The sequence below is a fragment of the Agromyces sp. G08B096 genome, assembly GCF_040267705.1.
Classification (GTDB): Bacteria; Actinomycetota; Actinomycetes; order Actinomycetales; family Microbacteriaceae; genus Agromyces.
In genome coordinates, this window is record NZ_CP158374.1 from 1,676,964 (window position 1) to 1,693,284 (window position 16,321).

Here is a 16,321-nt window from a genome sequence, read left to right on the forward strand (position 1 = left end):
ACCATGGTCACCTCACTCGCTCCCGAGAAGTTCGACCAGGTCACGGAGGCGTTGAAAGACGTCGTGGACCCCGAGCTCGGCGTCAACGTCGTCGACCTCGGGCTCATCTACGACCTCGGCTGGGACGACGAGCACGATGCGCTGGTCATCCACATGACGTTGACGAGCGCGGGTTGCCCGCTCACCGATGTGCTCGAGGAGCAGACGGCCGAGGCGCTCGACGGCATCGTCGAGCAGTTCCGCATCAACTGGGTGTGGATGCCGCCGTGGGGTCCCGAGCGGATCACCGACGACGGCCGCGACATGATGCGCGCCCTCGGCTTCGCCATCTGATGAGCGTTCCGGCTGACGCCCCGTCGGGTCGGCACGACCGACGCGACGAGTACACGCACGGACATCACGACAGCGTGCTGCGCACGCACTCGTGGCGCACCGTCGAGAACTCGGCGGCGTACCTCGTGCCGCACCTCCGCGAGGGGCTGCGGGTGCTCGACGTCGGCAGCGGGCCGGGCACCATCACGGTGGACCTCGCCCGTCGCGTGGCCCCCGGCGAGGTCGTGGGCGTCGACGCTTCCGCCGGCGTCGTCGCGAAGGCCGCGGGTCTCGCGGCGAGCGCCGGCGTCGACAACGTCGAGTTCCGCGTGGGCGACGCGTACGCGCTCGAGTTCCCGGATGCCTCCTTCGACGTGGTGCATGCGCACCAGGTGCTGCAGCACCTCGCCCGCCCGGTCGACGCGCTGCGTGAGTGGCGGCGGGTGCTGAAGCCGGGAGGCGTGGTCGCCGCGCGCGACGTCGACTACGGCGGGGTCATCTGGAGCCCCGCGTCGCCGGTGCTCACGCGCTGGCTCGAGCTGTACCACGATGTCCACGCCTGGAACGGCGGCGAGGCCGATGCCGGCCGCCGGCTGCACCGCTGGGCACGCTCGGCCGGGTTCGCCGACATCGCCTCGAGCGGGTCCGTCTGGGTGTTCGCGAGCGCGGCGGAGCGCGAGTGGTGGGGCGGCGCCTGGGCCGAGCGGGCCACGGAGTCGCAGTTCGCGGCGCACGCCATCGAGTCGGGCCATTCCACCGCCGAGGAGTTGCGCGCGATCGCGCGGGGCTGGCGTGACTGGGCCGCCGACCCCGACGGGTGGTTCCTGATGCCGCACGGCGAGATCATCGCCCGCGCGTAGCGGCATCCGCCAGGTCGGTCCGACGGAACGGCGCCCGGCGCCCGGCGCCCGGCGAAGCCGGGGGAGTCCGGCGAGTGGCTACCAGTCCTCGTCGGCGTCGTGCGCGTCGGCGATGACGTCGCGGACGACCGTGCCGTCGTCGAGTTCCGCGATCGGTCGGCCCTCGAGCCAGGTGAGGGTCCAGTTGCGCCCGGTGCCGTCGGCATGCGCCGCCTCGACCGCGGCGATGCGATCGCGCAGCTCCGCCGGGACGGATGCGGGCGGTTCGGCGCCGAACGGCCACCTGGTGCCGAGACGCATCAGGCGTCCATCTCGTAGAGCACCCAGTCGGTGCGGCGGGCGAGCGAGTCGTAGAGCGCCTGCGCCTCGGCGTTGTCGGCCGCGGTGATCCAGCTGACTCCGCCCGTGCCGAGCTCGGCGGCGCGGGCGTGCACGTGCTCGATGAGGGCGCGCCCCACCCCGCCACGTCGGTGGTCGTCGGCGACGAAGAGGTCGTCGAGGAAGCATCCGACCGTGCCGCTCAGCGTGTCGGGAACCGGGCGGAAGTGGGCGAGGCCGACCGGGGCGCCGTCGGCATCGACGGCGAGGGCCGCCTCGAGCGGGTTCGCGGGGTCGCGCAGCCAGTTCCACACGATGAGCGCCTTCGCGTCGTCGAGCTCGCGCTCGTAGAAGCGGCAGTAGCCCTCGAAGAGCGGGAGCCAGCCGAAGAAGTCGTCCTCGCCGGCGGCCCTGATCTCGTACGTCATCGTGGTCCCCTCACTCGCTCTGGTCGAGCACGACGTCGACGACGGCGAGCTCCTCGCCCTCGACGAACTCCAGCTCGGCGATGCGTCCGACCGCGCGCAGGTCGGCAGCGGCCGACTCGAGCAGCCGGATCGCGTCGGCCGGGCCGGCGATCGTGGCGGTCGCGACGGGCGTCTTCTGCGACGCCTTCGCGTCGGTCTTCGCCCGCCTGATGCCGGTCAGCGCGAGGCTCGCGAGCTCGAGCAGCTCCACACCCGCCTCGCCTCGCGCGGCGAGCTCGTCGAGCGCCGGCCACGCGGCGACGTGCACCGAGCCGTCGTGCGACCAGCTCCACGCCTCCTCCGCCGCGAACGGGATGACCGGGGCGAAGAGGCGCAGCAGCACGCCGAGCGCGGTCTTCAGCGCCGCGACGGCCGAGGCCTGCTCCGCGCTGGGCTCGCCGTAGGCGCGCTCCTTGACCAGCTCGAGGTAGTCGTCGCAGAACGTCCAGAAGAACGTCTCGGCGACCTCGAGCGCCCGGGCGTGATCGTAGGCGTCGAGGGCGCGCGTCGCCTGCTCGACGACGGAGGCGAGCGTGGCGAGCATGCTGCGGTCGACGGGCTCGGTCACGGCCGCGTCGGCGGCGCCCTCGAAGCCGAGGATGAACTTCGCGGCGTTCAGCACCTTGATCGCGAGACGCCGGCCGATCTTCACCTGCGTCGGGTTCTGCGGGTCGAAGGCCGCGTCGGTGCCGAGCCGGCTCGACGCCGCCCAGTACCGCACGGCGTCGGAGCCGTGCTGCTCGAGCAGGCCCGCCGGGGTCACGACGTTGCCCTTCGACTTCGACATCTTCTTGCGGTCGGGGTCGACGATGAAGCCCGAGATCGCGGCGTTCGACCACGGCGCGACGCCGTGCTCGAGCTCGGCGCGGAGCGCCGTGGAGAACAGCCAGGTCCGGATGATGTCTTGGCCCTGCGGGCGCAGCGAGTAGGGGAACACGAGGTCGTAGAGCTCGGGATCGCGCTCCCAGCCGCCCGCGAGCTGCGGGGTGAGCGAGCTGGTGGCCCACGTGTCCATCACGTCGTGCTCGCCGATGAAGCCGCCGGGCACACCGCGCTGCGACTCGTCGTAGCCGGGCGCGGGCGCGGAGGACGGGTCGACGGGCAGGAGGTCGCGCGTCGCGACGATCGGCTCGTCGAACACCGGGTTCCCCTCGCCGTCGAGCGGGTACCAGACGGGGATCGGCACGCCGAAGAACCGCTGACGGGAGACCAGCCAGTCGCCCGAGAGGCCGCCGACCCAGTTCTCGTAGCGCACGCGCATGAAGTCGGGATGCCACGAGATCTGGCGGCCGCGCTCGAGCAGGCGCTCCTTCAGGCCGGCGTCGCGCGCGCCGTTCACGATGTACCACTGTCGCGTGGAGACGATCTCGAGGGGGCGGTCGCCCTTCTCGAAGAACTTCACCGGGTGGGTGATGGGCTTCGGGTCGGCGAGCAGGTCGCCTGACTCGCGGAGCAGCTCCACCACGGCCTGCTTCGCCGAGAACGTCGTCTTGCCGGCGAGCTGCGCGTAGGCCGCGCGGCCGGCCTCCGACTCGATCGCGGCGGGCGCGTCGGCGATGATGCGGCCGTCGAAGCCGATGATGGCGCGGTTCGGCAGGTCGAGCTCGCGCCACCACACGACGTCGGTGACGTCGCCGAACGTGCAGATCATGGCGATGCCGGTGCCCTTGTCCTTCTGGGCGAGGTGGTGGGCGACGACGGGCACCTCGACGCCGAAGACCGGCGTGGTCACGGTCGTACCGAAGAGCGGCTGGTACCGCTCGTCGTCGGGGTGGGCCACGAGCGCCACGCACGCCGGCAGGAGCTCGGGACGGCTGGTCTCGATCTCGACGATGCCCCCGTCGGGGCGGTGGAAGGCGACGCGGTGGTAGAAGCCCGGCTGGTCGCGGTCCTCCAGCTCGGCCTGGGCGACGGCCGTGCGGAACGTGACATCCCACAGCGTCGGCGCGAGGGCCTGGTACGCCTCGCCCCGCTCGACGTTGCGGATGAACGCGAGCTGCGAGGTGAACAGCGCCTCGTCGGCGATCGTGCGGTAGGACTGCGTCCAGTCGACCGAGAGGCCGAGCGTGCGCCAGAGGGCCTCGAACTGCTGCTCGTCCTCGACGGTGAGGCGCTCGCACAGCTCGATGAAGTTGCGGCGGGAGATCGGGATCTGGTCGGCGGCCTTGGTGCTCTTGCCGTCGCCGCCCTCGAATGGCGGGGTGAAGTCGGGGTCGTAGGGCAGCGACGGGTCGCAGCGCACGCCGTAGTAGTTCTGCACGCGGCGCTCGGTCGGCAGGCCGTTGTCGTCCCAGCCCATCGGGTAGAAGACGCTGCGGCCGCGCATGCGCTGATACCGCGCCATGACATCGGTGTGGGTGTAGGAGAACACGTGGCCGACGTGCAGCGACCCCGAGGCGGTCGGCGGCGGCGTGTCGATGGAGAAGATCGAGTCGCGCGTCGCGTGCTCGCGGTCGAACCGGTAGGTGCCGGACTCTTCCCAGACACCGCCCCACTTGCCTTCGAGGCCCTCGAGTGCCGGCTTGTCGGGGATGCGCGGGGTGTCGGTCATGATGCTCCGGTTCGGTATGTGCGGCACCGAGTCGGTGGGGTGCCTGAATGTGCGACGCTCCAGCCTACCGGATGGAGCGTCGCACCCCGCGGAGCGGGCCGCTCAGGCGGTGGGACCGGCCGCCTGCGGTTCGGGTGCGGCGGGCGTCTCCTCGGGGTCGCCGACCTCGGGCACCGGCCGCATCCGCGCCGCCGCCCAGGAGGCGGCGAGCGTCAGCAGCGACAGGAGCGCCAGCACGATGCCCGGATGCCACCACGCGTAGCCGCTCGCCTCGCCGATCGCGACCGTGGCGAGGGGGATGAAGCCGCCGACCGTCGCCGCGATGGCGTACGAGACCGAGAGCGCGGAGTAGCGGAAGTGGTCGGGGAACAGGTCGTTCATGAGCCCGCCGAGGGCGGCCCACGACATCGTCGGCAGGATGCCTCCGATGATCATCGTGGCGACGAGGATCGGGAACGTCGCGAACTGCAGCAGGAAGTACATCGGGAACGTGATGAGCAGCGTGCCGAGCGCGCCCCACGCGACGACCTTCGCCGAGCCGACGCGGCTCGCCCAGGCGCCGAACAGCGGGATGGTCACGAGCTGCAGCAGGCCGCCGATCGTGGTCGCGATCAGGAGGTCCTGGAAGCTGAAGCCCAGCTGCTCCGCGCCGTAATTGATCGTGTACGTGTTCATCAGCGAGTACGAGCCGATGCCCAGCAGCGCCGAGCCGATGGCGATGACGACGGCGCCGGGGCGCTGCGCGAACATCCTGGCGAACGGCAGGCGGTCGCGGCGCCCTTCGGCGACGACCTCCTTGAACACGGGGGTCTCGTCGATCGACCACCGCAGGTAGAGCGACACCGCGAGCAGCGGCAGCGCCAGGAGGAACGGGATGCGCCAGCCCCAGGCGGCGATCTCCTCGGCCGGCAGGACCAGGGTCATCACGATGAAGAGCGCCGCGGACAGGATGGAGCCGACAGGGGACCCGAGCTGCGGGATCGCCGCGTAGAACGCGCGCTTCACGGGGCTCGCGTGCTCGGTGGCGATGAGGATCGAACCGCCCCACTCGCCGCCGAGCGACAGGCCCTGGGCGATGCGCAGCACGACGAGCAGGATCGCGCCGAGCCATCCGGCCTGTGCGTACGTGGGCAGCACGCCGATGAGGCCGGTCGCGACGCCCATGATGCCGATCGTCCAGAGCAGCGTCGTGCGCCGGCCGAGACGGTCGCCCATGTGCCCGAACAGCGCCGCGCCGATCGGGCGGACGATGAACGCGATCGCGATGGTGGTGAAGGCGGCGAGGGTGCCGCCGAAGGTGCCGAGCGGGTCGAAGAAGAGCGGCCCGACGAAGAAGGCCGAGAAGTAGGCGAAGACGTAGAAGTCGAAGGACTCGAGCGACGTGCCGACCATCGAGGCCCACGCGACGCGGCGCGCGGGTGAGGTGGGGGCGGGGGAGTCGACGACGGATGCTGGTGCGGTCACGGCCACTCATCTTGACAGCGAGGATGCCTCGCGACAATCCATTTGCGATAGTCGAGCTATCGCAATACGTTCAACGGGTGCTCATCCATGTCGATCCCACGCTGCCGACACCGCTGTTCGTGCAGCTGGCCGCCGGGCTCCGCGCCTCGATCGTCGACGGGCGCATCGGGTACGGGGAGCGACTGCCGGCCGCGCAGCGGCTCGCCGACGACCTCGACCTGAACGTCAACACCGTCCTCCGCGCCTACCGTGTGCTCCGCGACGAGCGGCTGATCGAGCTGCACCCGGGGCGCGGCGCGGTCGTCGTCGTGCGGCTCGGCCACCACACCGCGCTGGCCGGCGCCATCCACGACCTCGTCGACGAGGCCAAGCTCAACGGCATCGGGGAGGCCGCCCTCGTCGAGCTCATCCGCGCCGCCTACCGGTGACCTGCCCCGCGCGCCTGCGCCCGCTCGCCGCACCCGGTAGACTCGAGTGAACGACTGCGATCCGGCCATCACCGGGGAGTCTTCGGAAGAACGCGAACGGACGCACCGGGTCCGTGGGCACCGCTCACGAGCACGGGGCATCCCTCGTCAGTAGAACCGAACGGGGCCGGCCCGTCACAGCCGAAGAACGAGGGGTCACGGGCGAAGCCCGGGGCAAGCGAGGTGGTACCGCGACGCGGCTCGAACGAGTCGTCGCCGTCCTCGTGCAGGCAACCGTCCCGCAAGGAGCGAGCGTGTACCCGCGCACCCCAGACGACCACGGCGTCCAGCCTTCACCGGACTTCCCGGCGATCGAGGAGGAGGTCCTCGGTTACTGGAAGGCCGACGGCACCTTCCAGGCCTCGATCGACGAACGCGAGGGCGCTCCCGAGTGGGTGTTCTACGACGGGCCGCCCTTCGCCAACGGCCTGCCCCACTACGGGCACCTGCTGACCGGGTACGCGAAGGACCTCTTCCCGCGCTACCAGACGATGCGCGGCAAGCAGGTCCACCGCCGGTTCGGCTGGGACACGCACGGGCTGCCCGCCGAGCTCGAGGCCGAACGTCAGCTCGGCATCACCGACAAGAGCGAGATCGAGCAGATGGGCATCGCGGCCTTCAACCAGGCCGCGCGCGAGGCCGTGCTCCGCTACACCAAGGAGTGGCAGGAGTACGTCACGCGCCAGGCCCGCTGGGTCGACTTCGAGCACGACTACAAGACGCTCGACGTGACCTTCATGGAGTCCGTCGTCTGGGCGTTCAAGACGCTCTACGACCGCGGCCTCGCCTACGAGGGCCACCGCGTGCTGCCGTACTGCTGGCGCGACCAGACGCCGCTGTCGAACCACGAGCTGCGCATGGACGACGACGTCTACAAGATGCGGCAGGACCAGACGGTCACCGTGACCTTCCCCCTCACCGGTCCGAAGGCCGAGTCGCTCGGACTCACCGCCGTGCGGGCGCTCGCATGGACCACGACGCCGTGGACGCTGCCGACGAACTTCGCGCTCGCGGTCGGCCCCGACATCGAGTACGCCGTCGTGCCGGCGGGCCCGAACGGCACGCCCGACGCCACCGTGGTGCGCGAGGAGGCGCCCGGCGCGGCATCCGACACCGAAGTGCTGGGCGGCGAATACCTGCTCGCGCTCGACCTCGTCGGCGGCTACGCCAAGGAGCTCGGCTACGACTCGGCCGACGAGGCCCGCGCGGCCGTCAGCCGCACCGTCCGCGGTGCGGAGCTCGAGGGCATCACGTACGACCGGCTCTTCGACTACTACGCCGACGTCGACGCGTACGGCCTGCACAACGCCTGGCGCATCCTCGTCGCCGACTACGTCACCACCGACGACGGCACCGGCATCGTGCACCAGGCCCCCGCCTACGGCGAGGAGGACCAGCGCATCGGCGAAGCCGCCGGCATCCCGGTCATCCTCTCGCTCGACGATGCCGGTCGCTTCCTGCCCGAGGTCACCGACGTCGCCGGCCTGCTCTGGAGCGACGCGAACAAGCCGCTCACCCAGCTGCTGAAGGCCGAGGGGCGCCTGCTCCGCCAGGCGAGCTACGAGCACTCGTACCCGCACTGCTGGCGATGCCGCAATCCGCTCATCTACAAGGCGGTCTCGAGCTGGTTCATCAAGGTGCCCGAGTTCCGCGACCGCATGGGCGAGCTGAACCAGGAGATCACCTGGGTCCCCGAGAACGTCAAGGACGGGCAGTTCGGCAAGTGGGTCGCCGGCGCGCGCGACTGGTCGGTCAGCCGCAACCGGTACTTCGGGTCGCCGATCCCGGTGTGGAAGAGCGACGACCCCGCCTACCCGCGCGTCGATGTCTACGGCTCGCTCGAGGAGCTCGAACGCGACTTCGGCCGGCTGCCCGTGAACGGCGCCGGCGAGCCCGACCTCCACCGGCCCTACATCGACGAGCTCACCCGGCCGAACCCCGACGACCCGACCGGCCGGAGCACCATGCGGCGCATCCCCGACGTGCTCGACGTGTGGTTCGACTCGGGCTCGATGCCGTTCGCCCAGGTGCACTACCCGTTCGAGAACCGAGAGTGGTTCGACACGCACCACCCGTCGGACTTCATCGTCGAGTACATCGGGCAGACCCGCGGCTGGTTCTACGTGATGCACGTGCTCTCGACGGCGCTCTTCGATCGCCCGGCGTACCGCAACGTCGTCAGCCACGGCATCGTGCTCGGCAACGACGGGCAGAAGATGTCGAAGTCGCTGCGCAACTACCCCGATGTGAACGAGGTCTTCGACCGCGACGGCTCCGACGCGATGCGCTGGTTCCTGATGTCGAGCTCGGTGCTGCGGGGCGGCAACCTCATCGTGACCGAGGAGGGCATCCGCGAGGGCGTCCGCCAGCTCATGCTGCCGCTCTGGAGCACCTGGTACTTCTTCTCGCTCTACGCCAACTCGGCACGGGAGGGCGGCTACGAGGCCCGCCGGCGCACCGACTCCACCGACGTCCTCGACCGCTACCTGCTCGCGAAGCTCCGGGATCTCGTCGAGGCGGTCACGGGCGACCTCGACGCGTTCGACTCGCCGCTGGCCGCGCAGAAGCTGCGCGACTTCGGCGACGTCCTGACGAACTGGTACGTGCGCCGCTCGCGCGACCGGTTCTGGTCGGGCGTGCAGGCCGACGGCTCCGGCGCCGAGGCGTTCGACACGCTCTTCACCGTGCTCGAGACGCTGACGCGGCTCGCGGCGCCGCTACTGCCGCTCGTCACCGAGAAGGTGTGGCGCGGGCTCACGGGCGGCCGGAGCGTGCACCTCGCCGACTGGCCGGACGCCGCCGAGTTCCCGGAGGACCACGCGCTCGTCGCCGCGATGGACGCGGTCCGCGAGATCTCCTCGACGACCCTCGCGCTGCGGAAGCAGGCCGGCCGGCGGGTGCGTCTGCCGCTCGCCTCCCTCACGGTCGTCGCCTCGGATGCCGCGGCGCTGGCCCCGTTCGAGGCGATCCTGCGAGACGAGCTCAACATCAAGGCGGTCTCGCTCGTCCAGCTCGACGCCGCGAGCGCGGATCGCTACGGCGTCACGAAGCGGCTGACGGTCAACGCCCGTGCGGCCGGTCCCCGCCTCGGCAAGCAGGTGCAGCAGGCCATCCAGGCGGCGCGTGCGGGCGACTGGTCGCTCGACGGCGACGGGGTCGTCGCGGGCGGCATCGCGCTCGAGCCGGGCGAATACGACCTCGTGCTCGAGGCCGGCGGATCGGGCGACGGGTCGAGCGCCCTCGGCCTGCTCGCCGACGGCGGCTTCGTGATCCTCGACACCGAGACCACCCCCGAGCTCGAGGCCGAGGGGCTCGCACGCGACGTCGTGCGTGCCGTGCAGGAGGCGCGGAAGGCAGCCGGACTCGAGGTCGGAGACCGGATCCGGCTCGGCCTGACGCTCGACGCAGCCGGAGCGGCGGCCGCGGGCGCGCACCGCGAGCTCATCGCCGGCGAGACCCTGGCCGTGGAGCTGGAGATCGCCGAGTCGGTCGACGTGTCGGGGGCGGCGGCCGCGAAGCCCGTGGGCGACGGATCGTCGCTGCTGGTCGACCTCGAGCCCCTGACGGAAGGAGTGACGCGATGACCGACGAGGCCTTCGCCGCCGGCCCGGCCGACGACGACGCGCGCGACGCCGCCGACGCGGTCTACGCCGAACTCCTCGACCGGGTGGGCGAGCAGGCGCCCGAGCCCAGGCTCGGGGCTACCCGCCGTGCCGTGGAACTGCTCGGCGATCCGCACCGTGCGGCTCCGGTCATCCACCTCACCGGGACGAACGGCAAGACCTCGACCGCCCGGATGATCGAGAGCCTCCTCCGCGCTGGCGGACTCCGCACCGGCCTGCTGACGAGCCCGCATCTCGAGCGCTTCACCGAGCGGATCCGGATCGACGGCGAGCCCGTCGCCGACGCCGACGTTGCGCGCATCTGGGGTGAGATCGAGCCGTACGTCGGCATCGTCGACGCCGAACTGGAGTCGGCCGGCGAGGCGCGGCTGACGTTCTTCGAGGCGCTCACGGTGCTCGCGTTCGCCGTCTTCGCGGACGCCCCGGTCGACGTCGTGGTGCTCGAGGTCGGCATGGGCGGCGAGTGGGACTCCACGAACGTCGCCGACGGCCAGGTCGCGGTGTTCTCGCCGATCGCGCTCGACCACGTCGCGCGCCTCGGGTCGACCGTCGCCGAGATCGCCCGGACCAAGGCCGGCATCATCAAGCCCGGCGCCGCGGTCGTCACAGCGTTCCAGGCGCCGGAGGCGCTCGAGGTGCTGAGCGAGGTCGCCGCACGCCGGGAAGCCACCCTCGAGGTCGAGGGCGGCGGCTTCGCCGTGCTCGACAGCCAGGTGGCGGTCGGCGGGCAGCTGATCTCGGTGCGCGGGCTCGCAGGGGAGTACCGCGACCTCGCCCTCCCGCTGTTCGGTCGTCACCAGGCCGACAACGCCGCACTCGCGATCGCCGCCGTGGAGTCCTTCCTCGGCGGAGGCACCGTCCGCCTCGCCGACGAGGTCGTGCAGGGCGGTCTCGCCGGCGCGACGTCGCCCGGGCGGCTCCAGCGGATCGCGAGCGAGCCGACGGTCATCGTCGACGCCGCGCACAACCCGCACGGGGCCGAGTCGCTCGTGGCCTCCCTCGAGGAGTACTTCGACTTCAGCGAGCTCGTGATCGTGCTCAGCGTCCTCGCCGACAAGGACGCCGCGGGCATCGCGCGGGAGCTGGCGCGCACCGGCGCGCAGTTCCTCGTCACCCAGGGCGAGTCCGAGCGTGCGGTCTCGGCCGACCGACTGGCGGCCGTGGTCGCCTCGGCGGCCGGCGCCGACCGGGTGCAGGTCGTCGACCGCTTCGAGGAGGCGCTCGAATCGGCCCGGGAGTGGGCGGGCGCCGCGCCCGGTCGCGGCGTCGTCGTGACCGGTTCGATCACCCTCGTGGGCGAGGCCATCGCGTACGCCCGCGATCGCGAGTGGGGGCGCGCATGAGCGACGAGCACGCCACGCCGGCGCCCGTGGGCGGCGGACCCGAGCAGGCCTCGGCGGCCCCGCGATCGCTGCGCCGCAGCCTCGCGTCGATCGTGCTCGGATTCGAGCTCATCGTCGTCTTCCTCGCGGCGCTCGTGCTCTGGGGGCTCGCCGTCGACGGCGACACCCCGTTCGGGCTGCCCCGCTGGTCGATCCTCGCCGCCGGCGGCGTGTGCATCGTGCTGCTCGTCGCCACCATCGGGCTCCTCCGCTTCCCGTGGGCGTACGGGCTCGGCTGGGGCATCCAGGTGCTCATCCTGGTGTCGGGCCTGCTGAACCCGGCGATGTTCTTCGTCGGCGCGCTCTTCGGAGGCATCTGGGCGTACGCGATGATCGCGGGCGCCCGCATCGATCGAGACAAGGCCGCGCACGACGCGGCCGGGAAGGAAGCAGCATGACCACCGCCATCGAGGAGACCCTCGTCCTCGTCAAGCCCGACGGGGTCGCCCGCAACCTCACCGGCGAGATCCTGCGCCGCATCGAGGCGAAGGGCTACTCGCTCGTCGACATCCGCCTGGTGCAGGCCGACCGCGAGCTGCTCGCCAAGCACTACGCCGAGCACGAGGGCAAGCCGTTCTACGAGCCGCTCGTCGAGTTCATGCAGTCGGGGCCCGTCGTCGCGATGCGCGTGGCCGGCAACCGGGTGATCGAAGGCTTCCGCGTCCTCGCGGGAACGACCGACCCGACGACGGCGGCACCCGGGACGATCCGCGGCGACTTCGGCCGCGACTGGGGGCTGAAGGTGCAGCAGAACCTCGTGCACGGCTCCGACTCGGTCGAGTCCGCCGAGCGCGAGCTCGCCCTCTGGTTCGCCTGAGCGTTCCGGTTCGCCCCGAGCGCTCCGGCTCGCGCCGAGCGCTGCGGTTCGCCCCGAGCGCTCCGCGGAGCCGATGAACGGGCCCGACGGTATCCGCCGTCGGGCCCGTTCGGCGCTCAGAACAGGTTCTGCAGGTCGAGCAGCACTCGGGGGATGGCGTTCATCTGCGCCTGCGCGAGCAGGATGATCACGAGGTAGCAGACGATGGTGATGAGCGGGATCCAGCCGTACCAGGCTGCGGCGAGCCGCCGGACGCGAGGCGCCGCGGGGAGGCGTCCGGCGCGGAGGTTGTCGAGGGTGACCGCCCAGAACGTCGGGATCGTCACGGCCCACGTGAGCATGCACCAGGGGCACAGCACGTCGAGCACGTAGATGCTCTGGTAGATGAGCCAGCCGACGAACACGAGCGCACCCGCGACGCCGACGTTGAAGCCGATCCAGAACCAGCGCGGGAATCGGACGCCGCCGATGAGGGCCACGGCGATGGTGATCACGACGGGCCAGGCCATCATGCCGACGAAGGGATTCGGGAAGCCGAAGATGCTGCCCTGCCACGAGGCGAGGTTCGTGCTGCACCCCACGAGCACGCCGACGTTGCAGTTGGGCACGTGCGACGGATCGGCGAGCGTCAGCACCTTCTCGACCGACAGCTCGAACGCCGCGAGCAGTCCGAGTGCCCCCGCGATGAGGAGGAACACGCCGAGCGCGCGCGAGCCGGCGGGGGCGGGGGAGTCGGCCATGCTCGGATTATGGCACGCCGATTCCGGCGGTCGCTGTGCGGTCGTGCGATAATCGGAGGAGTCGTCCGGGCCGCGCCCGGAACGGCGCCAACGAAGGCTTTGAGGATGCCCCGCATCCGCACCGGCGGTGAACGCACCGCGAAGAGGGAAGCGACCCGGCCGACGGTCGGTCGCTACGAGAAGTTTGGCGGGACCGCGCCACGCGCGGAACCGCTCCGAGGAGTACCGGAACCGATGGCGCGGCCATCGCGACCGGCATAGGAGTGCACCAGAGATGGTGGAAGGCAACGACCAGCAGACGAACGACACAGGCAACGACGGGCAGGCGCCCCGTCGCCGCGGCGGACTCTTCGGCGCACGGCGTGCGCGCGGACGCCACGTGACCACGGGCGCGACCGACGCCGCCCCGGCTGCGGTCAGCGGCGCCCCGGGCACCCGGGAGTCGGCTCCGATCGACGACGAGGCGGCCCCCACGGCACAGGCGTCGACGGCGTCGACGCGTGCCGATACGGCGACGACCACGGCGGGCGCCGCGGCAGCCGTGGATGCCGCGGAGTCGACGCCGAGCCCCGATACCGCCGAGGCCGAGCCCGCGGTGACGGGCTCGGGGTCCGAGGCCGACGCCGGCGAGGCATCCGTCGACGGTGAGGCGGCCGACTCGGCCACCGCGCCTGCCCCGGCGGACCGCCCCGAGCTCGAGCCGATCCCCGCCGGCCTGACCACCACCTCGCTGATCTTCCGTGCGCCGCCGGTGCTGCAGGTGCCCGAGCGCGACGAGCCCGAGGCTGAGGAGCCCGCGTCGAGCGTCCGGCGCCGCACCCGCCGCCGCAGCGGCGAGGAGTCGCGCGGGTCGGGCGACGAGCCGGCGAACACCGTCGTCAAGGTGCGCAAGCCCCGCGAACCCGAGCTCATCACCGAGCCGCAGAAGGTCAAGGGCTCCACGCGCCTGGAGGCCAAGAAGCAGCGCCGCCGCGACGGCCGCGACGCCGGCCGCCGTCGCGCGATCATCACCGAGGCGGAGTTCCTCGCGCGCCGCGAGTCCGTCGACCGGCAGATGATCGTGCGCCAGAAGTCCGGTCGCATCCAGATCGGCGTGCTCGAGGACGGCGTGCTCGTCGAGCACTACGTCGCGCGCAACCAGGACGCATCGCTCATCGGCAACGTCTACCTCGGTCGCGTGCAGAACGTGCTGCCCAGCATGGAGGCCGCCTTCGTCGACATCGGGCGCGGGCGCAACGCCGTGCTCTACTCGGGCGAGGTCGACTGGGACGCCGCCGCCGAGAACGGCGAGAAGAACCAGCCCCGCCGCATCGAGCTCGCCCTGAAGCCGGGCGATCGCGTGCTCGTGCAGGTGACCAAGGACCCCGTCGGCCACAAGGGCGCCCGGCTCACCAGCCAGGTCTCGCTGCCCGGCCGCTACCTCGTGTACGTGCCGAACGGGTCGATGAACGGCATCAGCCGGAAGCTGCCCGACACCGAGCGTGCGCGCCTGAAGAAGATCCTGAAGGAGGTGCTCCCCGAGAACGTCGGCGTCATCGTGCGCACGGCCGCCGAGGGCGCCACCGAGGAACAGCTCACGCTCGACGTCAACCGCCTCACCGCCCAGTGGGCCGACATCTCGGCGCAGCTCGAGAAGGTGCAGGCGCCCGCGCTGCTGCACTCCGAGCCCGACCTGCTCGTGAAGATCGTCCGCGACGTCTTCAACGAGGACTTCCAGAAGATGGTCATCGAGGGCGACGAGGCGCGCCAGACCATCGAGCGGTACCTGCGTGCCGTGGCGCCCGACCTGCTCGAGCGGGTCGAGGCCTACACGGGCGAGCGTGACTCGTTCGACGAGTTCCGCATCAGCGAGCAGATCGAGAAGGCGCTCGACCGCAAGGTCTGGCTGCCCTCGGGCGGCTCGCTGATCATCGACCGCACCGAGGCCATGACGGTCGTCGACGTCAACACCGGCAAGTTCGTCGGTTCCGGCGGCAACCTCGAGGAGACGGTCACCAAGAACAACCTCGAGGCGGCCGAGGAGATCGTCCGCCAGCTGCGCCTGCGCGACATCGGCGGCATCATCGTCGTCGACTTCATCGACATGGTGCTGGAGTCCAACCGCGACCTCGTGCTGCGCCGCCTCGTCGAGTGCCTCTCGCGCGACCGCACCAAGCACCAGGTGGCCGAGGTCACCTCGCTCGGTCTCGTGCAGATGACCCGCAAGAAGCTCGGCCTCGGGCTCCTCGAGTCGTTCAGCGAGCCGTGCGAGATCTGCGCCGGCCGGGGCATCATCGTCCACCACGAGCCGATCCTCCGGCACCGTGCCCCGCAGCAGCAGGTCGAGCGGCGCCGCAACCGCGGCGGGGGCCAGCAGCCGTCGCGCGAGCCGCAGGCGCCTGCCGAGCCGAAGCACCACAACGGCGCGCACGAGATCACCGAGGACGTCAAGCACGCCCTCGCTCAGATCGCCGCGTCGACCATCCCGCACCCGCCCGCAGGTGAGGCGAAAGCGGCCGACGAGGCCGCGGAGAGCGCCCCGCGGAGCGAGGAGAGCGGCGAGGCGACGTCGGCGCGCGCCGGGCGACGCGGTCGTCGGCGCGCCAAGGGCGGGTCCGCGGGTCCCGAGACCACGGCCGCGTCCGCGGCGTCGTCCGGTGACGCATCGGGCGAGGATGCCTCGGCCGAGCCCTCGACCGCGGCGCCGTCGGCCTCGCAGTCGGCGTCCGTCCTCGATCTGCCCGAGCTTCCGGAGCCGCGCGAGCCGCGCGAGCGTCCCCGCGCGGTCGCCGACCCCGACGCCCTCCTCGGATCCGTGCTCGACGCGCTGCCCGCGCCGAAGAAGCCGGGCGAGGGGCGCGGCCGCAGCCGCCGGGTGTCGACCGCGGCGCTCAGCACCGCCGGCGCGGCGCCCGTCATCGTGCGGGCCGACGACGAGACGCCGGACGCCGAGGGCTCAGGCGAGGCCTGAGCGCTCGCGCCGCTGTTTCGGGGTGACGCGGAGCCCGCTGCGGGCGAGGCGCCGGACGAGCTCTCTGGGCTCGACCGGCGTCGCCCCCGCGGCCACGAGCTCGTCGTACCGCTCGACGGGCACGTCGTAGTGGTCGAGATCGAACGAGCGCGGCGGCAACCCGGCCGCCCGCGCGAAGGCGTGCAGCTCCTCGAGCGAGCGATCGCTCACGAGGTGGCCCCACACCGTGCCGTGCTTCGGCCAGAGCGGCGGGTCGATGAGCACGGTCATGTCGCGAGTCTAGGCAGTCGGACCGAGCAGTCGGACCCGCCGACGCGCCGGCGGCGCGCGTTTGACCGGCCCCGAAGCATCCGGTAAACTCGACCGTTGG

Annotated in this window: 14 protein-coding genes; 8 read left to right on the top strand and 6 right to left on the bottom strand. The window is 71.7% G+C overall.

Translation table 11 applies throughout. The annotated features are described in order from the left end of the window. Positions 1-3: 3 nt before the first annotated feature. Together ABIQ69_RS08110 and ABIQ69_RS08115 are read left to right on the top strand one after the other, a co-directional pair. Complete coding sequence (locus tag ABIQ69_RS08110; protein WP_350349850.1) at positions 4-333, top strand: metal-sulfur cluster assembly factor; 330 nt, start codon at positions 4-6, stop codon at positions 331-333. Next, on the top strand, positions 333-1,172 hold the full coding sequence (locus ABIQ69_RS08115; RefSeq protein ID WP_350349851.1) for a methyltransferase domain-containing protein: 840 nt from the start codon (positions 333-335) through the stop codon (positions 1,170-1,172). The genes ABIQ69_RS08110 and ABIQ69_RS08115 overlap by 1 nt, the downstream gene beginning before the upstream one ends. 78 nt (positions 1,173-1,250) lie before the next feature. Here ABIQ69_RS08115 and ABIQ69_RS08120 read toward each other — a convergent pair whose 3' ends face one another. From ABIQ69_RS08120 to ABIQ69_RS08135, 4 genes are all read right to left on the bottom strand, one after another. Then, positions 1,251-1,472, bottom strand: a complete 222-nt coding sequence (locus tag ABIQ69_RS08120) for a hypothetical protein (protein ID WP_350349852.1) — start codon at positions 1,470-1,472, stop codon at positions 1,251-1,253. Continuing rightward, positions 1,472-1,918: a GNAT family N-acetyltransferase gene (locus ABIQ69_RS08125; RefSeq protein WP_350349853.1), complete on the bottom strand. Its 447-nt coding sequence runs from the start codon at positions 1,916-1,918 to the stop codon at positions 1,472-1,474. The genes ABIQ69_RS08120 and ABIQ69_RS08125 overlap by 1 nt, the downstream gene beginning before the upstream one ends. Before the next feature lie 10 nt (positions 1,919-1,928). Then, positions 1,929-4,508, bottom strand: a complete 2,580-nt coding sequence (gene valS / locus ABIQ69_RS08130; protein ID WP_350349854.1) for a valine--tRNA ligase — start codon at positions 4,506-4,508, stop codon at positions 1,929-1,931. 102 nt (positions 4,509-4,610) lie between these two features. Further along, a complete protein-coding gene (locus ABIQ69_RS08135; RefSeq protein ID WP_350349855.1) occupies positions 4,611-5,972 on the bottom strand; it encodes an MFS transporter in 1,362 nt (453 codons plus the stop codon). Between the two features lie 77 nt (positions 5,973-6,049). On the opposite strand from ABIQ69_RS08135, the gene ABIQ69_RS08140 reads away from it, so the two are divergent. The 5 genes from ABIQ69_RS08140 (at position 6,050) to ndk (ending at position 12,261) form a co-directional block, all read left to right on the top strand. After that, positions 6,050-6,400, top strand: a complete 351-nt coding sequence (locus ABIQ69_RS08140) for a GntR family transcriptional regulator (RefSeq protein ID WP_350349856.1) — start codon at positions 6,050-6,052, stop codon at positions 6,398-6,400. Between the two features lie 293 nt (positions 6,401-6,693). Next, positions 6,694-10,023 (top strand): isoleucine--tRNA ligase, encoded by a 3,330-nt coding sequence (gene ileS, locus ABIQ69_RS08145; protein ID WP_350349857.1) that lies wholly within the window; start codon positions 6,694-6,696, stop codon positions 10,021-10,023. Further along, the gene (locus ABIQ69_RS08150; RefSeq protein ID WP_350349858.1) at positions 10,020-11,405 is read left to right on the top strand and encodes a folylpolyglutamate synthase/dihydrofolate synthase family protein; all 1,386 of its coding nucleotides are present in this window, start codon (positions 10,020-10,022) and stop codon (positions 11,403-11,405) included. The genes ileS and ABIQ69_RS08150 overlap by 4 nt, the downstream gene beginning before the upstream one ends. Further along, complete coding sequence (locus tag ABIQ69_RS08155; protein WP_350349859.1) at positions 11,402-11,842, top strand: DUF4233 domain-containing protein; 441 nt, start codon at positions 11,402-11,404, stop codon at positions 11,840-11,842. The genes ABIQ69_RS08150 and ABIQ69_RS08155 overlap by 4 nt, the downstream gene beginning before the upstream one ends. Beyond that, positions 11,839-12,261 (top strand): nucleoside-diphosphate kinase, encoded by a 423-nt coding sequence (gene ndk / locus ABIQ69_RS08160; protein ID WP_350349860.1) that lies wholly within the window; start codon positions 11,839-11,841, stop codon positions 12,259-12,261. The genes ABIQ69_RS08155 and ndk overlap by 4 nt, the downstream gene beginning before the upstream one ends. 116 nt (positions 12,262-12,377) lie before the next feature. On the opposite strand, the gene ABIQ69_RS08165 is transcribed toward ndk, so the two are convergent. Beyond that, positions 12,378-13,001 (bottom strand): vitamin K epoxide reductase family protein, encoded by a 624-nt coding sequence (locus ABIQ69_RS08165; protein ID WP_350349861.1) that lies wholly within the window; start codon positions 12,999-13,001, stop codon positions 12,378-12,380. 274 nt (positions 13,002-13,275) lie between these two features. Between ABIQ69_RS08165 and ABIQ69_RS08170 the strand changes: the two genes are divergently transcribed. Continuing rightward, a complete protein-coding gene (locus ABIQ69_RS08170; protein ID WP_350349862.1) occupies positions 13,276-15,951 on the top strand; it encodes an Rne/Rng family ribonuclease in 2,676 nt (891 codons plus the stop codon). Here ABIQ69_RS08170 and ABIQ69_RS08175 read toward each other — a convergent pair. Beyond that, complete coding sequence (locus tag ABIQ69_RS08175; protein ID WP_350349863.1) at positions 15,937-16,221, bottom strand: DUF4031 domain-containing protein; 285 nt, start codon at positions 16,219-16,221, stop codon at positions 15,937-15,939. The two genes, ABIQ69_RS08170 and ABIQ69_RS08175, sit on opposite strands and share 15 nt — an antisense overlap. Positions 16,222-16,321: the final 100 nt, after the last annotated feature.

Bases quoted from the DNA above. Each gene is read 5' to 3' on its own strand.
- ABIQ69_RS08110 (WP_350349850.1), top strand. From the start codon at position 4: ATGGTCACCTCACTCGCTCCCGAGAAGTTCGACCAGGTCACGGAGGCG.
- ABIQ69_RS08115 (WP_350349851.1), top strand. From the start codon at position 333: ATGAGCGTTCCGGCTGACGCCCCGTCGGGTCGGCACGACCGACGCGAC.
- ABIQ69_RS08120 (WP_350349852.1), bottom strand. From the start codon at position 1,472: ATGCGTCTCGGCACCAGGTGGCCGTTCGGCGCCGAACCGCCCGCATCC.
- ABIQ69_RS08125 (WP_350349853.1), bottom strand. From the start codon at position 1,918: ATGACGTACGAGATCAGGGCCGCCGGCGAGGACGACTTCTTCGGCTGG.
- valS (WP_350349854.1), bottom strand. From the start codon at position 4,508: ATGACCGACACCCCGCGCATCCCCGACAAGCCGGCACTCGAGGGCCTC.
- ABIQ69_RS08150 (WP_350349858.1), top strand. From the start codon at position 10,020: ATGACCGACGAGGCCTTCGCCGCCGGCCCGGCCGACGACGACGCGCGC.
- ABIQ69_RS08155 (WP_350349859.1), top strand. From the start codon at position 11,402: ATGAGCGACGAGCACGCCACGCCGGCGCCCGTGGGCGGCGGACCCGAG.
- ndk (WP_350349860.1), top strand. From the start codon at position 11,839: ATGACCACCGCCATCGAGGAGACCCTCGTCCTCGTCAAGCCCGACGGG.
- ABIQ69_RS08165 (WP_350349861.1), bottom strand. From the start codon at position 13,001: ATGGCCGACTCCCCCGCCCCCGCCGGCTCGCGCGCGCTCGGCGTGTTC.
- ABIQ69_RS08170 (WP_350349862.1), top strand. From the start codon at position 13,276: ATGGTGGAAGGCAACGACCAGCAGACGAACGACACAGGCAACGACGGG.
- ABIQ69_RS08175 (WP_350349863.1), bottom strand. From the start codon at position 16,221: ATGACCGTGCTCATCGACCCGCCGCTCTGGCCGAAGCACGGCACGGTG.